Origin of the sequence: Streptomyces sp. NBC_00080 (assembly GCF_045041255.1) — a bacterium.
GTDB classification, from domain to species: domain Bacteria; phylum Actinomycetota; class Actinomycetes; order Streptomycetales; family Streptomycetaceae; genus Streptomyces; species Streptomyces coriariae.
This window is the reverse complement of sequence record NZ_CP108235.1, coordinates 9,183,814-9,202,121: the sequence shown is the minus strand read 5'-3', so window position 1 is coordinate 9,202,121 and position 18,308 is coordinate 9,183,814. Positions and strand designations below refer to the sequence as shown.

Here is an 18,308-nt window from a genome sequence, read left to right as displayed (position 1 = left end):
CTCGCCCGGAGTCAGAGGCTATGTATACCCGTTAGGTATGGGCGATACTAGGGCCTGGAACACAATACGAGGCTGCGAGGAGGACAGCACGAGTGCGCCTGCCCCTCCTGGCCCTGCTGGCGCGCGGCCCGGCCCACGGCTACGAGCTCAAGCAGGACCTTGAGCGACTGTTGGGCGCCGCGTACCCTCAGCCGAACATCGGCCAGATCTACGTGACTCTGAGCCGCCTCGAGAAGACGGGGCTGATCGAGGGCGAGGAGGTCGAGCAGTCGAGTCGGCCCAACAAGAAGATCTACCACCTCACGGACGCCGGCCAGGAAGCGCTGCGCGTCTGGTACGAGGAGACGGCGGACGAGCCGCGGTTGCGTGACGAGTTCTTCATGAAGCTCGCGCTCGCCCCGCAGACCGGTCTCGCCGACCAGATCGCCCTGATCAACAAGCAACGACGCCACTACCTGAACACCATGCGTACCCTGTCGAAGCTCGTCACGGGCGAGAACCGCGACAACCGGACGGCCCGGCTGCTCATCGAGGGCGCCATGCTGCACCTGCAGGCCGACCTCGACTGGTTGGAGCGCTGCCAGGAAGAACTGGAGGAGCCGGATTGACCCCTCCCCCTCCGGCAGAGGGGGATTCCTAGCTCACTTCGCCTTCCACCTAGCAGGTGGCGGGGCTTACAAGATCAACACTAGCCGGGTTGAGACCAGCCCGGACGATCATCACACGGGCGGAGTTCTTGTCCCTCGGGGAGACGGCTCCGCACGCGGTACACGTATACGTTCGTTCGGAGAGGGGCAGTGCGTGCTTGGTTCTCGCTCCGCAGCGTGCGCAGTCCATGGTGGTGTGAACGGGGTCGACCAGATGCACCGTACGTCCGTGCTTGCGGGCCATCTCGAGCAGCGCGTTCTTGGTGGCGCCGATGGCGGCATCCGCCGCCTTGCGGGCCATAGTGGAACTGGCGAGGAATTTCGGGCGGAAGTCCTCCACTGTCAGGGCGTCGTGGTCACGAACCACGGCCTTGGCCCACTTGCGGCCGGTGTCCTGACGCTGTCGGGCCATCTTCTTGGAGACCTTTGCCGCCGCGCTACGGGCCTTTCGATAGCCACGTGTGTCAGGCCTATTCTTCGGCGTTCGGCGGCGGGCCATCATCTTCTGATAGCGAGCCAGCTTCGCTGCGGCGGTCTTGCCGTGCTGCGGGTGGGGCAGGTCATGGGCGGCGCTGGTGGTGGTAGCGGTCTCCTTCACACCCCAGTCGATGCCAATCGCGCGTCCCGTGGCGGGCAGCGGGTCGGTGCTGATCTCCACGACGAACGAGGCATACCAGTGGCCCAGGCTGTCCCGGTGCACGCGCACCGAAGTCGGGTCGGCGGGCAGGTCGCGGGACCACACTACGGTCAGGGCGATGTTGCCGGCCAAGTGCAGGCGGCCGTCCTTGAGGCGGAAGCCGCGCCGCGTGTAGTTCATCGAGGGCAGCGCCTCGCGCTTGCGCTTGATGCGGGGCATCCCGGCGCGCTGTCGCATCGGCAGTTTGGCCTTGAGGTCTTTGAGTGCCTTAGCGCGGGACCTCGCGAAGTCCCGGATCATCTGCTGCTGCGGCACCGAGCTGCCCTGGCGCAGCCACTCCATCGCGCCACGGGCGTCAGTCAGCAGCTTGTCCAGCCACGCCGGACCGCACGTCACCTTCTCGGCGCCATTCCTGTTCAGGCTGTGAACCTTGCGGGACATTGCCACGCACTCGTTCCACACCCAGCGGCAGCGCGCCCACTCGGCATCCAGGCTGGCAAGCGCGGTGGCCGACACTCGAAGCCGGTAGGTGTACCGGGCGTGCCCGGTCCCTCCCGCACCATCTGGTGTCGCCATGGTGTCACCGTACCACTACGCTGCGTGGCATGGATCGTGAAGAAACCCGGATCACTCTCCGGCTGCCCGCCGACCTCCACGCCTGGCTCACGGCACAGGCCAAAGCCAACCGGCGATCACTCAACTCCGAGATCATCCACCGCGTCGAGGGCGATTACCGCGCCTCCGCAGCGCCCGCCGAAACACCCTGACGGCGATTCGCCCTTCCCTTTCCCTTCCCTGCTCCGCAGGAGTCCGATCACTCCCCGGTCTGAAAGCCCCTGGGGCATCCACGGAGGACTTCGGTGAACGACACCCCCACTCCTGCGCTGCGGGCCGAGGGCCTCGTGAAGACCCACCACGGGGAGGGAGCACCGGCCCATGCCGTACGGGGGGTCGACCTGTGCGTACGGCAGGGCGAGTTCGTGGCCGTCACCGGTCCGTCCGGCGCCGGGAAGTCGACGCTGCTGCATCTGCTCGGTGGCCTCCAGCGGCCGGACAGCGGCAGCATCTGGCTGGACGGCGTGTGTACGGACGGCTACAGCGAGGCCCAGTGGGCCGTGGCCCGCCGGCGCCGGATCGGCGTCGTGTTCCAGTTCTTCAACCTGGTCTCCAACCTGTCCGTCGCCGACAACGTCGAGCTGCCCGCGCTGCTGGCCGGGGTCTCCCCCAAGCGGGCCCGCGCGGAGCGGGACGAGCTGCTGGCCGAGCTCGGTATGAGGGGCAAGGAGCGGAGCATGCCCGGTGAGCTGTCCGGCGGCGAACAGCAGCGGGTGGCGCTGGCCCGGGCCCTGGTGAACCATCCGCCCCTGCTGCTCGCGGACGAGCCCGCGGGCAGCCTGGACAGCAAGGGCACCCGAGAGGTGACCCGGCTGCTGTCCCGGTTCCACCAGCGCGGCCAGACCATCCTCCTGGTCACCCATGACGCGCGCATGGCGAGCACCGCGGACCGGGTGATCAGCTTCTTCGACGGGCGGATCGCCGACGACGCGACGCTCGACGGCACGCCGTCTCCCCGCAAGGGGATATCCGCGGTGCTGGAACTGAAGGACTGAACCATGCGAGCCACGCTGCGCTGGGCGCACTCGGACCTGCGGACGCATCGCGGTGAAGCGCTGTTCCTGGTGCTCGCCACCGTCGGCGTCGTCACCTCCCTGCTGCTGGCGGCGGCGCTCTTCGGGTACGCGACGAACCCCTGGGAACGTGTCTTCACCCAGTCCCGTGGCGCCCACGTGTCGATCCACACCGGTCCCTCGGCCGACACGGCCAGGCTCGCCGGGCTGGCCGGCGTCGAGTCCGTCGCCGGCCCCTACCCCACCGCTTCCACCACGGTCGCCTCCCGCGGCGCCCGCGCCTCGGTCGAGCTGCGTGGCACCACCGAGCGACCCGCGGTCGGACGGCCCCTGCTCGTCTCCGGCCGTTGGCTCGACCCGGGGAGGCCCGACGGTGTGGTGCTGGAGAGCAGTCTCGCCCGGGCGCTGCTGGCCGAGCCAGGAGATGTACTCACCCTGCCGGGCGGTGCCGCGACGCTGACCGTCCTCGGCGTCGCCGACAGCCCCGAACCGCGCTACCGCCAGGGTGAGCAGCCGGGACTGGCCTGGGCGCTGCCGTCCACCGTGCCGCGCACGGGCACCGACCGCGGTCAGGTGATCGGGCTGCGTCTGACGGATCCCGGGGACACCGACTACGCCGTCCAGCGCGCCGTCACCGTGCTCGGCGCCGGCGCCGTGCGCGAGGTCGCCACCTGGCAGCAGGCGCGAGCCGAGGCGCAGGGCGACGACCGGCTGCTCGGCCAGATACTCGGCCTGTTCGGTCTCGGCGCGCTCGTCGCCGCCGGACTCGCCGTGCACGGGGCCATCGGCACCCGCATCCGAGGGCATCTGAGGGACATCTCGATCCTCAAGGCGATCGGTTTCACACCGGGCCAGGTCATGCGGGTGTTCCTGCTCCAGCATCTCGCCTACGCGCTGCTCGGCGCCGTGGCCGCGGCGGGGCTCACCCAGGCGCTGGGCAGCCGGCTGCCGGGGCGGCTGGGGGACGCGGTCGGGGTGTGGCAGGGGCTGCCGGGGCACGCGGCGACCCTGGTCGTGGTGCCGGTGGGAGTGGTGCTCTTCATCGGCGCGACCACCGGACTCGCGGCCTGGCGGGCGGGGCGGGTGCCGCCGGTTCCGGTGCCGCGGACCGCAGGCCCGGCCGGGGGGCGGCTGTCGGGTGTGGCGCGTCGCGCGCTCGGCCTGCGGCTGCCGCCCGCGCTGGTCCTCGGCTGGCACAAGGCGTTCACGCGTCGCCCGCGTTCACTGGCCACGATCGTCCGCCTCGCGCTGCCGCTGACGCTGATCGTGGTGGCGATGAGCGCGTGGACGACCATCGACCGCTTCCACCGCACACCGCAGGAGATGGGACTGGCGGCCGCGCTCACCGTCCGCGCCGACGACGGCCTGAGCGACGCCGCGACCCGGGAGCTGCTGGCCCGGCGTCCCGAGGTCGCCGCCGCCTATCCGGGCGTCGAGGTGGCGGCCCTGGTGCCGGGCCAGACGGCGACGATCGCCCTGCGCGGTCTCGGCACCCGCACGGATCCGTACCCCTACACGCTGGCCGAGGGCCGCCCCGCGCACGGTTCCGACGAGGCGGTGGCCGGGCAGGGGCTGCTGGACCTGCTGGACGTCCGGGTCGGCGACTGGGTGCGCATGACGGTGAGCGGCCGGCCCCAGATCCTGCACATCGTGGGCCGCAGCATCGAGCCGGAGAACGCCGGCCGGGTCATCTCCACGTCGCTCGACACCCTCCGGGAGAACGACGCCGAACTCCGGCCGACGCTGTACCAGGTCCGGCTGCGGGACGGCGCGGATCCGCACCGTGTCGCCGCCGAGCTGAGCACCGCGGCCGGGCGTGGGCAGTTGGACGTGCACACCGTGACGAACCCGGCCGACGGTCTGTCGCCCCTGCGCAGTGTCGTCGTCGGTCTGCTCGGTGTCCTGGCGCTCATCGGGCTCGTCGATCTGCTGACCAGCATCGGCGGTGCGCTGCGCGAGAGCGAACGGGATCTGCTCGCCTTCAAGGCGATCGGCCTGTCCCCGCGGCAGATCACCGCGATCACCGTCACGGCCACGGGGTGCACCGTAGGGGCCGCGGTCGCCGTGGCCATGGCGGTGGGTCTGCCCCTCGCCTCCTGGTTGATCGACGCCCAGGGCCGGTCGAGCGGCATCGGAGCCGGAATCGCACAGGCTCCGTCCCCCGTCGCACTGACCGCGTTCGGTGCGACGGCGTTGCTGGGCGCCGTGGCACTCGCCGCGCTGCCGGCGACCCGCGCCTCCCGGCGCCGCCTCGCGGACACGATGAGCGCGGTGGCGTAGCCCGCGGAGGACACCGGGGAACGCGGGCGGGGACCAAAGCCTGTCCGGCGGATCATGCTCGGACCGGGCCGGCGTTGGCCGTAGGGTCTTCCGCGCCCGTGCGACCGTCCGGGCAGGTGTCAGTGACGGCGGCGAGCCGTGACGATCCAGGCACGCGAGTCGAAGTACACGCCACCGTCGGTGTTGTGGGCGTCGAGGGTGGTGCGTAGCCGGGCGCGTGCTTGCTCGGTCGCCGCGTCGTCGAGGTCGGCCAGCAGGTCTTTGACTTCCCACAGGCGGAGCACGGCATCGAAGGCGGTGGCGTTGTCGGGGCCGTAGTAGACGGGCTCGCGCACGTCGGTGAAGTCGACTTCCGCGAAGCCGGCCGCCGTCAGGATGCCTTCCGTGACGGTCGGGTCGGCGAGTGAGAAGGGGTTGGGTCCACGGGGCGCGGGTGATGCGTGGGTGAGGCTCCGGCGGATCGCGGTGGCCCACTCGTTGCGGTCGCGCTCCTGCCAGACCAGCAGCACCAGGCGCGCCGCGGGGCGCAGAGCCCGCCCGATGTTGGTGAACGCGGTGACCGGGTCGGCGAAGAACATCGTTCCGAACCTGCTGATACAGAGGTCGAAGCGCTCCGGTGGAAAGGGGTGGACCTGCGCGTCCGCCTCCTGGAAGGTGACGTTGGCCAGTCCCTGGTCGTCACTGAGTCGGCGGGCCCGTTCGAGCATGGGCGCGGAGAGATCGACGCCCAGCGCGCTTCCGTCGACGGCGGCGCGGGCGGCCTCGCGCGTGGACTGGCCGGTGCCGCAGCCGATGTCGAGCACACGGTCGTGAGAGCCGACGCGGGCGGCGGCGCGGAAGACTTCGTTGTGCAGGCGCAATTCCGCGTCGTAGTCGAACAGGTCGGACATCACCGTCACCGGATCCTCTCGATACTGATGTCGGCCGGGCCGTCGCGCGGTACGCCTCGCACCTGGTCCGGCGACACCGTTTCCGGCGCGGGCGCAGCGGTTCGACGCTACCGTGGTCGGCCGCCTCCCGTGTGCCGGAGCAGAGTCGGGACGAACACGTCCCACAGCGGCTTCGGCAGGTCGTGCCCGGCGCCTTCCAGGATCAGCAGCGTCGCGCCGGGAATCGCGTCGCGCAGCGCGTGTCCGTGTGGAAGCGGGAAAACCGGGTCGTGGTCGCCGTGCACCACCAGGGTCGGTGCCTTGAGGGCGGCGAAATCGCGGGACGACCCGTCGAAGCTCATCGCGTAGTGGTTGACGAGGGTGGACGCGATGTCGTGTGTGCGGGCCACGTCCCGCTCGACCAGCGCGCGCACGGCCGTCTCGTCGAAATAGGGCGAGCCGCCCGAGCACGCCTTGGCCGAGGCGACGACGAAGTCCACCACCGCGACGGAATCGGCGGGGTCCGGGTCGGCGGGGATGCCGTCGGCGAGTTCGTCCGACGGGGGCGGTAGCCCGTCCTCGCCCGTGGAGGTGGAGACGAACGTCAGTGACTCCACCCGGTCGGGGTGGTCCACCCCGACGATGAGCCCGAGTCCGCCGGACATGGACCGGCAGACGACATGTGCGCGCTCGATGCGCAGGGCGTCCAGGATGCCGAGCGCGTCTCCGGCCAGGTCGGTGAACGTATAGCCCGGCCGCCCCGGCGGGTAGCTGGTGGATCTGCCGGTGTCCCGGTTGTCGTAGCGGATCACGAACCGGTCGCCACGCGCGATCCGTTCGCACAGCTCGGTCTCCCACCACAGCATCGAGGCGGTCGCACCGTCGATGAGCAGGATCGCCGGGTCCGCGGGGTTTCCGAAGGTCTCGAAGCACAGGTCGACATCGTCGATCTCGACGAGCCGCTCGCCGTGCGAGGGGTGATCGGTCATGAACGCCACGCTAGAGCAAGCAGTCCATTGCGTCGGGTGCGCGCAGTCGACGGTGAGCCAGCAGATCGCGGCTTTGGAGAAAGCCGTCGGCGGTGCCGTGTTCGACCTGCCGGGCGGGCCCAGGCCGGTGCGGATCACCCCACTCGGCAGGGGGGTACTGGCACCCGGACGCGATCTGCCGAAGGCGCAGGCGATGGCAGCAGCCGTGGACGGTGCCCTCGCCCATATCGCGTTGTGGCTCCAGGGACCCCGCCATAAGGTCACCGACATGTCTCTACGTCTTCGTATGCGTCAAGCACTGCCGGAAGCGATGCGCGCCCGCGACAAGGCCGCGGTGAGCGCCCTGCGCACGACACTCGCCGCGCTGGACAACGCCGAGGCGGTGCCCCTCGGCGAAGCCGAGCTCCGTGGCTCGGCCCTGGAGCAGTCGCCGGTCGGAGCCGGCGCCACCGAGGCGGCGCGGTGTGAACTGAGCGAGCAGGGTGTGCTGGCCGTGGTGCGCGCCGAAGCCGACGAACGTCTCGCGGCCGCAGCGCAGTTGACGGCTCCCGCGCACGCCGACCGAGCCACGCTGCTCCGCGCGGAGGCCGCCGTGCTGCTCCGCTTCCTGGAGGCTCCCGACCGCGCGTGACTCCCCCGTACGACGCCCCCGTCCGGCGTGGATCGCCGCACCGTCCGTTCCGCTGCGAAGGGTCCTGCTCGATGAAGGGCTCATGCGTGCGGCGAGGGGTGCCGCCCGGCAGCGGCACCGGTGCGTTCCACCCTCTTGCTACTGGCGAGTAAGCTGCGCGTTCCCGGAGATTGGAGTCGTCGTGGCCCGCAGGTTCACCGTGTCCGACAGCATCGTGATACAGGTCCCGCCGGAGGCCGCCTACGAGGCGGTCAGCCGGCCCGCGCAGATGGGGCGGTGGAGTCCGGAGAACCTCGGGGCCACCGTGCCGGCACCGGAGTCGTCGGCCTCGCTGGGGACCACGTTCGAGGGCCGGAACAAGCGGGGGGCGTTCCGCTGGGTCACGCGGTGCACGGTGACGGCGGCGGACTCCGGACGCCGCTTCGCGTTCCGGGTGCACGCGATCGGGCTGAACCGGCCGCGGCTGCGAGGCCCGATCGCCACCTGGGAGTACCGCTTCGAGCCCGAAGGCGGCGCCACCCGCGTCACGGAGACCTGGACGGACGACCGGCGGGCCTGGCCGTCCGTCGTCGCCAATGCCTTCGACCGGGTCGCCACCGGCGGCCGGACGTTCGCCGACTTCCAGACGGACAACATCGCCAGGACGCTGCGCAACCTGAAGCGGGAGCTCGAAGCGCAGTCCCCTTCCTGATCCCGCCGACCCGGCCCGGGCCGTCCCAGGACGGCGCGAAGGGGGCGCCGGGATCAGGCGCGGGCGGCGCGCCGGGCCGCGCGGGCCACGGGCAGGTAGTGCAGGCGTTCCGGCAGCAGCGGGACGACCGTACGGACGACGAAGCCCAGACGGCGCATCCTGCGCTCGTCCCGCGCCGTCCACGTCACCCCCAGACGGTCACGGACGACGGGCGGCAGCAGACCGGTCGTGACGAACACGTGGAGCCGGGCCAGGGGCGGGTGGAACAGGGGCCAGAGTCTGCGCACCAGGGCGCCCGAGCCGTCGGGCGGGGGAACCGGCCGCCGCGGGTCGAGCAGTTCACGTACGACCACCGTGTTCTCCAGCTCGTCCCGGACCATCCGCTCGAAGTACGGCCAGTACTCCTCGGCCGTGGCCGGCATGTCCCGCCGTCCGATGCCGAGGATGTCGCCGAGCCGGAGCAGTTCGTCGTACAGCCGGCGTTCCTCGCCCTCGTCGAGCGGACGGGACAGGTACCGGGCGGACGACAGGAAGGCCGGGTAGGCGGTGGCGTGCACCCAGGCGTAGTGGGCGGGGGTGAGCGCGTGGTACGGGCGGCCGCGGGTGTCGGTTCCGCCGATGCTCTTGTGCACCGAGCGCAGCCTGCGACCCTCCTCGATCGCCCGCTCACCCCCGTAGATCCACAGCTGGAGGGATTCGAGGGAGCGGCGCGCCCGGCCCCAGGGGTCGGTGCGGAACACGGAGTGCTCGTCGACGCCTGCTCCGACCGCCGGGTGGGCGACCTGGAGCACGACGGCGGCCGGCAGGGACAGCAGCAGACGTACGTCACCGGCGATGTCCCAGAGGATCGTTCCCGGGCCGAACGGCTCCGGGCCGAGGCGGGCGCCGGGGTCGCCTCGTCGGGGTCGGGCGGCGGCGGTCGTGGGGTGTTCCGGGCGGGCGTTCACGTCAGCACGCTCCCAGGGGCCGCCGGGTGGCGGGGTCGGTGCCCGGCCGGTGGGTGGCCCAGTAGGCGATGGCGAGGGAGACGGCGATCCTCAACGGCGGCAGCACGAGGGCCATCAGGAGCCGCACGACGCGGGCGAAGCGGCGCAGGGCGCGTTCCTGCCGGGGGCTCCAGGTCAGGTGCAGCCGCTCGCGCAGGACGGGGGGCAGGGTACCCACGGTGACCAGCAGGGCGTAGTGGGCGGCGAGCCGGGCGAAGGGCGACCAGAGCGGACCGGGCAGTCGGCGGAACGGCTTGGCGGGGCGGGCGAGTTCGTCGAGGACGTCCTGGACCGACTGGTTGAACTCCAGCCGGTGGGTGACCATCTCGTCGTAGTAGTCGATGAACGCGGGCCAGTCCGGCGGAAGGTGATGCTCCTTCAGGCCCCATACGCGGCCCACGTCCCGCATCCCGCGGTAGTACTCGTCCAGTTCGCCGTCCGACATGCCCTTGCCGAACAGGCGAAGCGCGTCCACGGGGCCCTTGACCAGGGTCGCGTGCACCCAGTGGTACGCCTCGGGGTTGAGGGCGTGGTAGCGGCGGCCCTGCGCGTCGGTGCCCTTCATCGCGGTGTGTACGTGGAGGAGGCGGCGCGCCTCGGCGGTGGCCGCCTCCTGACCGCCGTAGACGACCGTGGTGAGCGAGAGCAGGGTGCGGATCAGGCGGGGCCAGGGCTCGGCGCGGAAGTTGCTGTGGTCGGCGACACCTGCCCCGACCACGGGGTGCGAGACCTGGAGAAGCAGCAGCTGGGGTGCCATCAACGTGGCGCGGGCGTCGCCGAAGCAGCGCCAGACGACCCCTCCCCTGCGCGGCGCCCGGATCTGCGCGGGTATCGCAACTACCTCTGGGTTCAGTTGAGTTGATCGGTCTGACGTGTGCGGTACGCCGGTCATGACGCCTCCGTTTCTCCGTCGCGTCCGGAGTATTGACGCGCCCCGTGAAACAAGTCAATAGTTTTTGTATCTTCGACTCTCGACGCCACGCCGACGCGAGATCCCGGCATGCGCCCCTAAAGGTAAGGAAAACACCATGAGGGACAGATATGCACATACCGGAACGCGGACGAGGGCCGGACGCACTGGCGGCGCAGCGCCCTGATGTTCGTTCCCTGCACCCTGGCAGTGGGCGCACTGGGCATCGCGCTCGCGGAAGGGGCGATCGCCGCCTCGTTCGCCGTGTCCGGCACGGCGTTCAAGGTGTCCGCCTCGGAGGTCACCGCGCAGGGGGTGTCGCCCTTCCCCTCCTCCATCGGCGGCTCGGCCGACGACGCCAAGCCGGTCCTGCTCGCGGCCGTCAAGGACGGCACCGTCTCCGACGTGTGCGTCTCGCATCTCGGGACGGCGGGCGGCGGGCGGCTCAAGGCGCTGTGGGTACACGCGGACCGGCTCGTCGCGGACGACTACACCTTCCGCCCGGAGACGCCCGGCCAGGTGCAGACGATCGACGTGGACCTCGACATCCCCCAGGTCGACATCTACGTCACCCAGCTCTCCGGCTCCCTCACCATCCCCGTCATCGACGTCGCCACCCCGCGCATCTGCATCGGCGCCGACGTCGTACCGGCCAACCTGCCGATCGCCGTGCAGCTGCCCGAGCTGTCGGTCACCGCCGTGGAGGCCGGCCAGGTACTGGTCGACGCCGAGACCGTCCACTTCTCCGACCTGAGCGCGCACAGCCACACCCGATAGCCCGATAGCCCGATAGCCCGATAGCCCGATAGGAGGCATCACCCATGGGCCGCTACAGCCGGCTCGAACGGATCCGCCGGATGGATCCCCGACGCGACCACGAGGAGATCTTCCGGTGGATCACCCGGTACGAGTTCCCCTGGGACTACATGCAGGGCGTGTCCGTCGCCTTCCTGCGCGACCACGGCGTACCCCGCATATCCCAACTCCTGGACCGCACACAGGAGTTCGAACGCGCGGGACAGAAACGGTACGACGACACGGTACTGGTCGCGTACGAGATGGTCCGCCACGGGATGGACTCGCCGCACGGGCGGGCCACCGCCCGACACCTCAACCGCATCCACGGCCGCTACCGGATAGCGAACGAGGACTACCTCTACGTCCTGGCGACCACCGTGGTCGGTCCGAAGCGGTGGATCGACCGGTACGGCTGGCGACCGCTGTGCCCGCAGGAGACCGAGAGTCTGGCCCTGGTGGGCCGGCGCATGGGCGAGATGATGGGGATCACCGGGCTCCCCGCCGACTACGCCGGCTTCGAACAGCTCCACGACACCTACGAGAAAGAGATGTTCGCGTACGACCCCGCCAACCGGCGCGTCGCCGCGGCCACCCTGCGGATCATCACCGACTGGTACCCCCGGCCGCTGCGACCGCTCGTGGCCCGCCTCGCCCTGGCCGTCCTGGACGAACCGCTGCTGACCGCGCTCGGCTTCCGCCCGCAACCGCCCCCGTTGCGCACGGCGGCCCACCTCCTCCTGCGGGCCCGTGCCCTGCTGACTCGTCTTCTGCCCGCCCGGCCCGGCTGGTGGCCGAGCCGCCCGAAACCCCGCAGCTACCCCTTCGGCTGGACGCTCGACGACCTCGGCCCGCACTGGGCCCACCACAGGCCGCCTGCCCCGCTCGCCGACGAGAACCCACCGATGGAGCACCGTTGACCTCCTCCTCGTGAACGAGGGGGGGTTCCTACGGCTCGCGCCATAGGGATTTCTGCTGCACAGCCGACTGCCCGCCCGGAGGTCTCCGTGAGGTCTTGCACCGGCTCCACAGACAGATACCGCCAGCCCAGCGGTCAGAAGGTTCTTCGCCGCGTTCACATCCCGGTCGTGGGTCACCCCGCAGCCGTCGCAGATCCGGACACGGACCTTGAGCGGCAGCTCCTCTGCGAGGGCGCCACATGCGGAGCACAGTTTGGAGGAGGGAAAGAACCGGTCTACCGCGATCACTTCCCGCCCGAACCACGCGGTCAGCCAGGCCGAGGTCCGGTGGTAGCCGACGCGTTCCTGCCGCGCCCACGCCTCGGAGCGAGCGGCGAGTGCCAGGTTGTAGACCTTCCGCACACACCCGAACGTGCGCGCCAGGTCAGCCGCCTGCGCATCCGTCGGATAGAAGCGGTACTTGAACGCCCGCTTCGCGGGACCTGTGGGCACGCTCACAAATTGGCCGCGCGAAACGCAGGAACCAAAACCACAGGTCACAGCGCCGGATCCTCTCGACGGCGAATTCCAGCCCCCTGCCCTCTTCCGCAGGGGCCCGAATCCTCCCCTGCCTGAAGGCAGGGGTATCTCCGGAGGTTTTCCGATGACACACACAGCTGAGAGCGCCGACCGGCCCGCCGGGCACACCGAACCGGGCTTCACCGACACCGCCGGACAGCCGGATCCCGCCACCACCGGTCCCGCCGGGCACACCGAACCCGCCGCCAACGATGCCTCCGGACCCACAGAACCCGGTTCCACCACCGCGGACGGCGCGCGGGCAGGTTCGGTCGAGCGGTGCACTCCCCCGCCGGACAGCTTCACCTCCCGCTCCCCCGTCACCGGCGAGATCCTTGCCGCGTACCCGGTGCACGGGCCGCTGGACGTCGACCGTGCCGTGCGGCGGGCGCGGGCGGCCGGGGCCCGTTGGGCTGCCCTGTCCGCAGGCGAGCGGCGCGGACATCTGCTGCGCTGGAAGCGGGAGTTGGCGTCGGCCCTGGACACCGTGGCGGGGACCGTCGCGGCGGAGACCGGCAAACCCCGGCAGGACGCCGAACTGGAACTGCTGCTCACCTTGGAGCACCTGTCCTGGGCGGCCCGCAACGCCGGGCGCGTGCTGCGCCGGCGCCGGGTGCGCTCCGGGGCCGTGGCGATGCATCAGGCGGCGACCGTGGCGCGTCGACCGCTCGGCGTCGTCGGGGTGATCGGCCCCTGGAACTACCCCGTGTACACGCCGATGGGGTCCATCGGCTACGCCCTGGCGGCCGGCAACGCCGTGGTCTTCAAGCCCTCCGAGTACACGCCCGGCACGGGAGTGCTGCTCGCCGAGCTGTTCGACGTGGCCGTGCCCGAGTACGCCGGGCTGTTCAGCGTCGTCACCGGGGCCGCGGCGACCGGCGGGGCGCTGGCCCGCTCCGGAGTCGACAAAGTCGCCTTCACCGGCTCCCCGACGACCGCGCGCAAGGTGATGGCGGTGTGCGCCGAGTCGCTCACGCCGTTCCTCGCGGAGTGCGGCGGCAAGGACGCGGTCATCGTGACGGCGGGTGCTGATCTGGATGCCGCGGCCGACGCGATCGTGTGGGGTGCGATGGGCAACGCCGGGCAGACCTGCGCGGGCGTCGAACGCGTCTACGCCGTACGGCAGGTGCACGCGGAGCTGTGCGAGAAGGTGGTGGAGCGGGCCCGGGGTCTGCGGCCGGGTGCCGGTCCGGACGCGGCCTACGGTCCGATGACGATGCCGGACCAGACGGCGGTGGTGCGGCGGCATGTGCGCGATGCGCTGGCGGCGGGGGCGGGCGCGGCGCTCGGCGGCGCGGATTCGGCGCCTGCGGCCGGTGCCTTCGTGGAGCCGGTGGTCCTGGTCGATGTGCCGGAGGACTCGCCTGCCATGACCGAGGAGACCTTCGGGCCGACGGTCGCGGTGAACGCCGTGGCGGACGAGGAGGAGGCGGTTCGGCGCGCGAACGCCTCCCGCTACGCGCTGGGCGCCGCGGTGTTCGGCGGCAGCGGTCGCGCCGGTGCCGCGCTGGCCTCCCGGCTGCGCGCGGGCGCGGTCTCCGTCGACTCGGTGCTGGGCTTCGCCGCCGTCCCGGCCCTGCCGTTCGGCGGGTCCGGAGACTCCGGTTTCGGCCGGATCCACGGCGCGGACGGACTGCGGGCCTTCACCGCCCCGCAGTCGGTGACCGTCCGGCGCTTCGCTCCGCCGGTCGATCTGACGTCGTTCACGACCCCGGCCGCGACGAAGGCCAGGGCCGTCGCGCTCATGCGGTGGCTGCACTCCCGGCGCTGACCGCGCGCACGTCAGGCGTCGAGCAGCGGCGCGAGGTATCTGCGGGCGAAGGCGCGGGCCTGTTCCTCGTCGTCCAGTTCGATGCAGCCGGCCGGGTTGAGGAGGAAGGAGACCGCGACGCGCACCATCAGCTCCGCCACCGGCCGGGGATCGGTCTCCGGGCGGCCCTCGGTGTGCTGGGCGCGTCGCAGATGGGCGGTCAGATAGTCGGTGGTGGCGGCGAGGGAGGCGCCGCCCTGGACGGTGAAGTAAGGGAGAACCACTTCGGGTTCGAGCTTCAGCAGTCCGCCGAAGAGCGGATGGGCCCTGGTGTGCCGCAGGGCGACCACGAAGCCCTCCACCACCCGGTCCTCCATCGTCGGCAGCGAGGCGACGGCGGAGTCCAGCTTCTGGAAGAAGCGGCTGCCCTCGCGCAGCAGGCACGCCTCGACCAGTCCGTCCTTGCTCTGGAAGCGGCGGTACACCGTGACGCGCGAGACGCCGGCCCGTTTGGCGACGTCCTCGACCGAGGAGCGGCGCAGGCCGAAGGTCGTGAACTGCTCCAGGGCGGCGTCGAGGATCTGCCGCGCCAGCTTTTCCTCTGTTTCCGGCCGGGCGATGGCCCGGGCCAGCAGGGAGTCGTTCGCAGATGTCTTCATGGTGCCTTTCACGGTACCCGCACTCCCCTCCATGGAGACACTGAAACACCTGCCATATATTTGTATCTCACCCTGTGCCCCACCACGCCATTTGTCCCACCACACCCTTCCCCTTGTGTTCGGAGGACCCATGGGCAGTCGCCTCACCCCGCAGCAGTCCGACTTCGCCGCCGCCGTACGTGAATTCGCCCAGCGCGAGTGCGGAAGTCCCGTGCAGCGCGACGCGCTCACCCAGGGCGGCAGGGAACCCCACAACCCCAAGATCTACGCCATGCTCGCCGACCTCGGCTGGCTCGGCGTATGCCTGCCCGAGGAGTACGGCGGCGAAGGCGGCGGCCTCGCCGACGCCTGTGTCTTCCTGGAGGAGACCTCCTACGGGCTGGTGCCCGCCGGCGGCTTCGTCACCACCGTGATCACCGCCAAGGTCTACGAGCGTTTCGGCACCGAGGAGCAGCGCCGTACGGTGCTCGGCGGCGCCGCGCGGGGCCGTGTGCTGTCCGTCGCGATGTCGGAGCCCGGCGCCGGTTCCGATGTGGCCGCCCTGCGCTGCCGCGCCGAGCGGCGGCCCGACGGGAGCTGGCTCGTCGAGGGTCAGAAGACCTGGATCTCGAACGCCCATGTCGCCGAGAGCATGCTGCTGGTGGCACGGACGGGTGGGGACCGGCACGAGGGGCTCACGATGTTCCATGTCCCCATGAACACGCCGGGAGTGGAGGTCCGGGGCATCGAGACCATGGGCGGCCGCGAGGTCAACGACGTGTTCCTCACCGGCGTACGGCTGCCCGCGGACGCGGTCGTCGGTGAAGTCGGTTCCGGCTGGCGCCAGTTGATGGCGGGGCTGAACCACGAGCGGCTCTTCCTGGCGGCCAACATGCTGGGCCTGGCCCGCCGCGCCTTCGACGACGCGGTCGCCTACGTGCGCGAGCGCGAGCAGTTCGGCCGGCCCGTCGGCTCCTTCCAGGCGCTGCGGCACCGCGTGGCGGACCTCGCCACGGAGATCGAGTGTGCCCGGCTGCTGGTGCGTGAGGTGGCGTCTGACTGCGACGCCCGGCCGGACCGGCTCTTCCCGCGCGAGGCGTCGATGGCCAAGCTCAAGGCCACCGAGACGGCCAAGCGCGTCGCGCTGGAGTGCATGCAGATGATGGGCGGCTACGGCTATGCCACCGAGTACGGCATGGAACGCCATCTGCGCGCCGCCGTCGTCTCCACCGTCTACGGGGGCACCAGCGAGATCCAGCGCGACATCATCGGCAAGAGCTACGGTCTCTGAGTCCGCCCGGCCCCGGACGCCCAGAGCCCGCCGGCCGCCTCTGCCCTTCCCCGGCCGGGGCGCGTCCTCACCGATGCGTCCCGGGCCGGGCCGAAGTATCGGATGAGCGACTTGCGACTTGCGACTTGCAGGCGATGGTTGGCTGCCTCTGGGCGGCAAGTCCCGCGTCCGTCGACGCCTAAGGTTGTGCGGGCGGGCGATACCGACCGCGAAGCAGCGGTTCACAGGCCGGGCCGGCCCCTTCACCCCCTTGCTCGCACCCCTTGGTCACACGAACGAGAGGTAAGTCCCCTGCACGGAGTGCCGTTGACCGAGAGGTCGTCGAGGCCGTGCTCCGCGATCCTGGAGCAAGCGCGCTGCCACATCTGCTGCCGCACGTGAACGTGCCCTGGGTGGAGGGCGGCGAGGCCAGACCGATGCCTGAGGAGGTACTCGCGAGGGCCGTGTTCCCGTCGGGGCGCCCGTTGCCACCGAGCCTGCGCTCCTTGCTGGCGTACGACACCAGCCTGCTGGAGCGGTACGGGTGGTTCACCCCGGACGGCTGGTTCGCGCCACGGTCGATCGACCAGGTGGTCGGGGACGAGATGGGCGACTTCTGGGCAGAGCCGTTCGCGTGGCTGTCCGGGCGCTTCCCGGAGTGCTTCGTCCTGCCCGGTGGGTCGGACTCACGACGGATCCTGGCCGTCACCGCAGCTGGGTGTAGCGGCCGTGGGTGAGCATCCGCCGTGCGGCGGCGACGTCCTCGGCGCACAGCGGGGGTGCCTGCCCGGCCCAGGCCTGTGTCTGTCCCGCCAGGGCCACGGCAGGGCACTCCCCGCACCCCGCCGGCCCGGAGGGGCGGGTGGTGTCGGCGGACTCGGCCAGTTCCGGCGCGGCGAAGATGCGGGGGGGGGTGGCGGTCATGTAGAGGCGGCGTTCCGCAGCACGGGGCGCCGGCCAACCCGGACTGCGCCGGCTGCGCAACCCGTTACGGGTGCAGGACGATTTTCCCCTGTGCGTGCCCGGTCTCGCTCTGAGCCATGGCCTTGGCAGCGTCTGCCAGCGGAAGGTCGGCCGCGATCACGATCCTCAGCTTGCCGTCGATCGCCGTCCGGGCTGCCTCGGCGAGGATTCGATCGCCATCGGTGGCCATGGCCGTCGACAGCGGGATGGCCAGACTGGTACCGGTCGGGTCGGCGATCGTGATGATGCGCTCGGCGCCGCGCAGCTCGATGGAGTCGGGCAGAGCTCCCTGACCGGCGATGTCGTAGACCGCGTCGACGCCTTGCGGCGCGATTTCACGAACCCGGCTCACCAGGCCGTCGCCGTAAGCAAGGGGGTGGCGCCGAGGGAACGCAGATACTCGTGGTTGGCGGCGGAGGCGGTGCCAATGACTGTCGCTCCCTGGGCGACACCCGCAGCAGGCGCCGCACGATCGTGCAGCAGCAGAGCCGGGGCATCGATGACGCACAGATCTCCGCGGCTCTGGGCATGGCGCCGGACCGGATCCATCGGGACCGGTACGCAGCCGTCAGCGAGTTGCGCAGCGAGCCGGGCACTCATCCGGGATGAGCACCGCACGAAGACACAACGCGCGGAGAAGGGCAGGTGACGGTTGTGCGCCGCTTCACTGAGGGCAGCGGCATCCGCCCGGCACCGGCGCTGCCGGCCGAGCTGCTGACACTCATGGACAAGCTCGCCGGGCCCCCGACGTCTGGGATCGTCCCGACGGCGACCTCGGCCCACTGAGCGACCTGTACGAGCTGGCCATCCGGGCGCGTTGTTCCGGCTCGCTCTGGTCGCGCTTCGCTCCGGTAGAGACTGAAGGACGACGCCTGGATTCTCGTCGCCGAGCCGCTCGACGCGGGCATGGTGACGCCCAGCGGCTTCTCACCGCGTCCGCAGGCCGCGCCGCCCTTCCCCCGCTGCCAGCGCCCCACAGATCGAGGACACTTCGTTCTTCGAAGAGGTGCATCTCCTGCTCGGAGTTGCTCCACACCTTCTCCAGCCGGCCCCACCCGGCACGTCGCCAGCTCCCGGTCAACGGCCCGACAGAACCCGCTCGCCCTGTCGTACGTAGTTGGTTGTTGGATGACCGCGTGCAGGGGT

Annotated in this window: 20 protein-coding genes and 1 pseudogene; 12 read left to right on the top strand and 9 right to left on the bottom strand. The window is 71.0% G+C overall.

Annotated features, from left to right (window positions below; genetic code table 11):
• Nucleotides 1-92: 92 nt before the first annotated feature.
• Entirely contained in the window at nt 93-608 is a 516-nt protein-coding gene (locus OHU34_RS41150) for a PadR family transcriptional regulator (protein WP_054237748.1), read from the top strand.
• Between the two features lie 49 nt (nt 609-657).
• Here the strand turns inward: OHU34_RS41150 and OHU34_RS41145 are convergent, their stop codons facing one another.
• Nucleotides 658-1,860 (bottom strand): RNA-guided endonuclease InsQ/TnpB family protein, encoded by a 1,203-nt coding sequence (locus tag OHU34_RS41145; protein ID WP_405771455.1) that lies wholly within the window; start codon nt 1,858-1,860, stop codon nt 658-660.
• Between the two features lie 29 nt (nt 1,861-1,889).
• Between OHU34_RS41145 and OHU34_RS41140 the strand changes: the two genes are divergently transcribed.
• From OHU34_RS41140 to OHU34_RS41130, 3 genes are all read left to right on the top strand, one after another.
• Nucleotides 1,890-2,051, top strand: coding sequence for an Arc family DNA-binding protein (locus OHU34_RS41140; RefSeq protein WP_142268412.1), 162 nt, complete (start codon nt 1,890-1,892; stop codon nt 2,049-2,051).
• A gap of 93 nt (nt 2,052-2,144) precedes the next feature.
• Nucleotides 2,145-2,894, top strand: a complete 750-nt coding sequence (locus OHU34_RS41135) for an ABC transporter ATP-binding protein (protein WP_142268413.1) — start codon at nt 2,145-2,147, stop codon at nt 2,892-2,894.
• 3 nt (nt 2,895-2,897) lie between these two features.
• Nucleotides 2,898-5,192, top strand: a complete 2,295-nt coding sequence (locus tag OHU34_RS41130) for an ABC transporter permease (RefSeq protein WP_405771451.1) — start codon at nt 2,898-2,900, stop codon at nt 5,190-5,192.
• A gap of 119 nt (nt 5,193-5,311) precedes the next feature.
• Here the strand turns inward: OHU34_RS41130 and OHU34_RS41125 are convergent, their stop codons facing one another.
• Together OHU34_RS41125 and OHU34_RS41120 are read right to left on the bottom strand one after the other, a co-directional pair.
• Nucleotides 5,312-6,082 (bottom strand): class I SAM-dependent methyltransferase, encoded by a 771-nt coding sequence (locus OHU34_RS41125; RefSeq protein WP_405771448.1) that lies wholly within the window; start codon nt 6,080-6,082, stop codon nt 5,312-5,314.
• A 107-nt stretch (nt 6,083-6,189) separates the two neighbouring features.
• Complete coding sequence (locus OHU34_RS41120; protein ID WP_142268416.1) at nt 6,190-7,050, bottom strand: alpha/beta fold hydrolase; 861 nt, start codon at nt 7,048-7,050, stop codon at nt 6,190-6,192.
• Between the two features lie 310 nt (nt 7,051-7,360).
• On the opposite strand from OHU34_RS41120, the gene OHU34_RS41115 reads away from it, so the two are divergent.
• On the top strand, nt 7,361-7,681 hold the full coding sequence (locus OHU34_RS41115; protein WP_142269847.1) for a hypothetical protein: 321 nt from the start codon (nt 7,361-7,363) through the stop codon (nt 7,679-7,681).
• Nucleotides 7,682-7,862: 181 nt separating this feature from the next.
• Nucleotides 7,863-8,372 (top strand): SRPBCC family protein, encoded by a 510-nt coding sequence (locus tag OHU34_RS41110; RefSeq protein WP_142268417.1) that lies wholly within the window; start codon nt 7,863-7,865, stop codon nt 8,370-8,372.
• Nucleotides 8,373-8,425: 53 nt separating this feature from the next.
• Here the strand turns inward: OHU34_RS41110 and OHU34_RS41105 are convergent, their stop codons facing one another.
• Both OHU34_RS41105 and OHU34_RS41100 read right to left on the bottom strand, forming a co-directional pair.
• Nucleotides 8,426-9,319, bottom strand: coding sequence for an oxygenase MpaB family protein (locus OHU34_RS41105; protein WP_405771444.1), 894 nt, complete (start codon nt 9,317-9,319; stop codon nt 8,426-8,428).
• Nucleotide 9,320: 1 nt separating this feature from the next.
• Entirely contained in the window at nt 9,321-10,178 is an 858-nt protein-coding gene (locus OHU34_RS41100; protein ID WP_405772535.1) for an oxygenase MpaB family protein, read from the bottom strand.
• Nucleotides 10,179-10,454: 276 nt separating this feature from the next.
• On the opposite strand from OHU34_RS41100, the gene OHU34_RS41095 reads away from it, so the two are divergent.
• Complete coding sequence (locus OHU34_RS41095; protein WP_405771441.1) at nt 10,455-11,045, top strand: DUF6230 family protein; 591 nt, start codon at nt 10,455-10,457, stop codon at nt 11,043-11,045.
• 44 nt (nt 11,046-11,089) lie between these two features.
• Nucleotides 11,090-11,983, top strand: a complete 894-nt coding sequence (locus OHU34_RS41090) for an oxygenase MpaB family protein (RefSeq protein ID WP_405771439.1) — start codon at nt 11,090-11,092, stop codon at nt 11,981-11,983.
• A gap of 192 nt (nt 11,984-12,175) precedes the next feature.
• On the opposite strand, the pseudogene OHU34_RS41085 reads toward OHU34_RS41090, so the two are convergent.
• A pseudogene (locus OHU34_RS41085) lies at nt 12,176-12,475 on the bottom strand (helix-turn-helix domain-containing protein); the annotation flags it as partial.
• 151 nt (nt 12,476-12,626) lie between these two features.
• On the opposite strand from OHU34_RS41085, the gene OHU34_RS41080 reads away from it, so the two are divergent.
• The gene (locus OHU34_RS41080) at nt 12,627-14,312 is read left to right on the top strand and encodes an aldehyde dehydrogenase family protein (protein ID WP_405771436.1); all 1,686 of its coding nucleotides are present in this window, start codon (nt 12,627-12,629) and stop codon (nt 14,310-14,312) included.
• 11 nt (nt 14,313-14,323) lie between these two features.
• On the opposite strand, the gene OHU34_RS41075 is transcribed toward OHU34_RS41080, so the two are convergent.
• Nucleotides 14,324-14,950: a TetR/AcrR family transcriptional regulator gene (locus OHU34_RS41075; RefSeq protein ID WP_020127353.1), complete on the bottom strand. Its 627-nt coding sequence runs from the start codon at nt 14,948-14,950 to the stop codon at nt 14,324-14,326.
• A 130-nt stretch (nt 14,951-15,080) separates the two neighbouring features.
• On the opposite strand from OHU34_RS41075, the gene OHU34_RS41070 reads away from it, so the two are divergent.
• Together OHU34_RS41070 and OHU34_RS41065 are read left to right on the top strand one after the other, a co-directional pair.
• A complete protein-coding gene (locus OHU34_RS41070) occupies nt 15,081-16,220 on the top strand; it encodes an acyl-CoA dehydrogenase family protein (RefSeq protein ID WP_230196074.1) in 1,140 nt (379 codons plus the stop codon).
• Between the two features lie 377 nt (nt 16,221-16,597).
• Nucleotides 16,598-16,936 (top strand): hypothetical protein, encoded by a 339-nt coding sequence (locus OHU34_RS41065; protein WP_405771434.1) that lies wholly within the window; start codon nt 16,598-16,600, stop codon nt 16,934-16,936.
• Here OHU34_RS41065 and OHU34_RS41060 read toward each other — a convergent pair.
• Both OHU34_RS41060 and OHU34_RS41055 read right to left on the bottom strand, forming a co-directional pair.
• Entirely contained in the window at nt 16,905-17,123 is a 219-nt protein-coding gene (locus tag OHU34_RS41060; RefSeq protein WP_405771431.1) for a hypothetical protein, read from the bottom strand. The genes OHU34_RS41065 and OHU34_RS41060 overlap by 32 nt on opposite strands.
• A 64-nt stretch (nt 17,124-17,187) precedes the next feature.
• Nucleotides 17,188-17,514 (bottom strand): zinc-binding dehydrogenase, encoded by a 327-nt coding sequence (locus OHU34_RS41055; RefSeq protein ID WP_405771428.1) that lies wholly within the window; start codon nt 17,512-17,514, stop codon nt 17,188-17,190.
• A gap of 302 nt (nt 17,515-17,816) precedes the next feature.
• On the opposite strand from OHU34_RS41055, the gene OHU34_RS41050 reads away from it, so the two are divergent.
• Nucleotides 17,817-17,948: a hypothetical protein gene (locus OHU34_RS41050; protein WP_268827203.1), complete on the top strand. Its 132-nt coding sequence runs from the start codon at nt 17,817-17,819 to the stop codon at nt 17,946-17,948.
• Nucleotides 17,949-18,308 lie beyond the last annotated feature (360 nt).

Bases quoted from the DNA above. Each gene is read 5' to 3' on its own strand.
- OHU34_RS41090 (WP_405771439.1), top strand. From the start codon at position 11,090: ATGGGCCGCTACAGCCGGCTCGAACGGATCCGCCGGATGGATCCCCGA.
- OHU34_RS41060 (WP_405771431.1), bottom strand. From the start codon at position 17,123: ATGACCGCCACCCCCCCCCGCATCTTCGCCGCGCCGGAACTGGCCGAG.
- OHU34_RS41125 (WP_405771448.1), bottom strand. From the start codon at position 6,082: ATGTCCGACCTGTTCGACTACGACGCGGAATTGCGCCTGCACAACGAA.
- OHU34_RS41120 (WP_142268416.1), bottom strand. From the start codon at position 7,050: ATGACCGATCACCCCTCGCACGGCGAGCGGCTCGTCGAGATCGACGAT.
- OHU34_RS41075 (WP_020127353.1), bottom strand. From the start codon at position 14,950: ATGAAGACATCTGCGAACGACTCCCTGCTGGCCCGGGCCATCGCCCGG.
- OHU34_RS41115 (WP_142269847.1), top strand. From the start codon at position 7,361: ATGCGCGCCCGCGACAAGGCCGCGGTGAGCGCCCTGCGCACGACACTC.
- OHU34_RS41140 (WP_142268412.1), top strand. From the start codon at position 1,890: ATGGATCGTGAAGAAACCCGGATCACTCTCCGGCTGCCCGCCGACCTC.
- OHU34_RS41080 (WP_405771436.1), top strand. From the start codon at position 12,627: ATGACACACACAGCTGAGAGCGCCGACCGGCCCGCCGGGCACACCGAA.
- OHU34_RS41070 (WP_230196074.1), top strand. From the start codon at position 15,081: ATGGGCAGTCGCCTCACCCCGCAGCAGTCCGACTTCGCCGCCGCCGTA.
- OHU34_RS41130 (WP_405771451.1), top strand. From the start codon at position 2,898: ATGCGAGCCACGCTGCGCTGGGCGCACTCGGACCTGCGGACGCATCGC.
- OHU34_RS41095 (WP_405771441.1), top strand. From the start codon at position 10,455: ATGTTCGTTCCCTGCACCCTGGCAGTGGGCGCACTGGGCATCGCGCTC.
- OHU34_RS41145 (WP_405771455.1), bottom strand. From the start codon at position 1,860: ATGGCGACACCAGATGGTGCGGGAGGGACCGGGCACGCCCGGTACACC.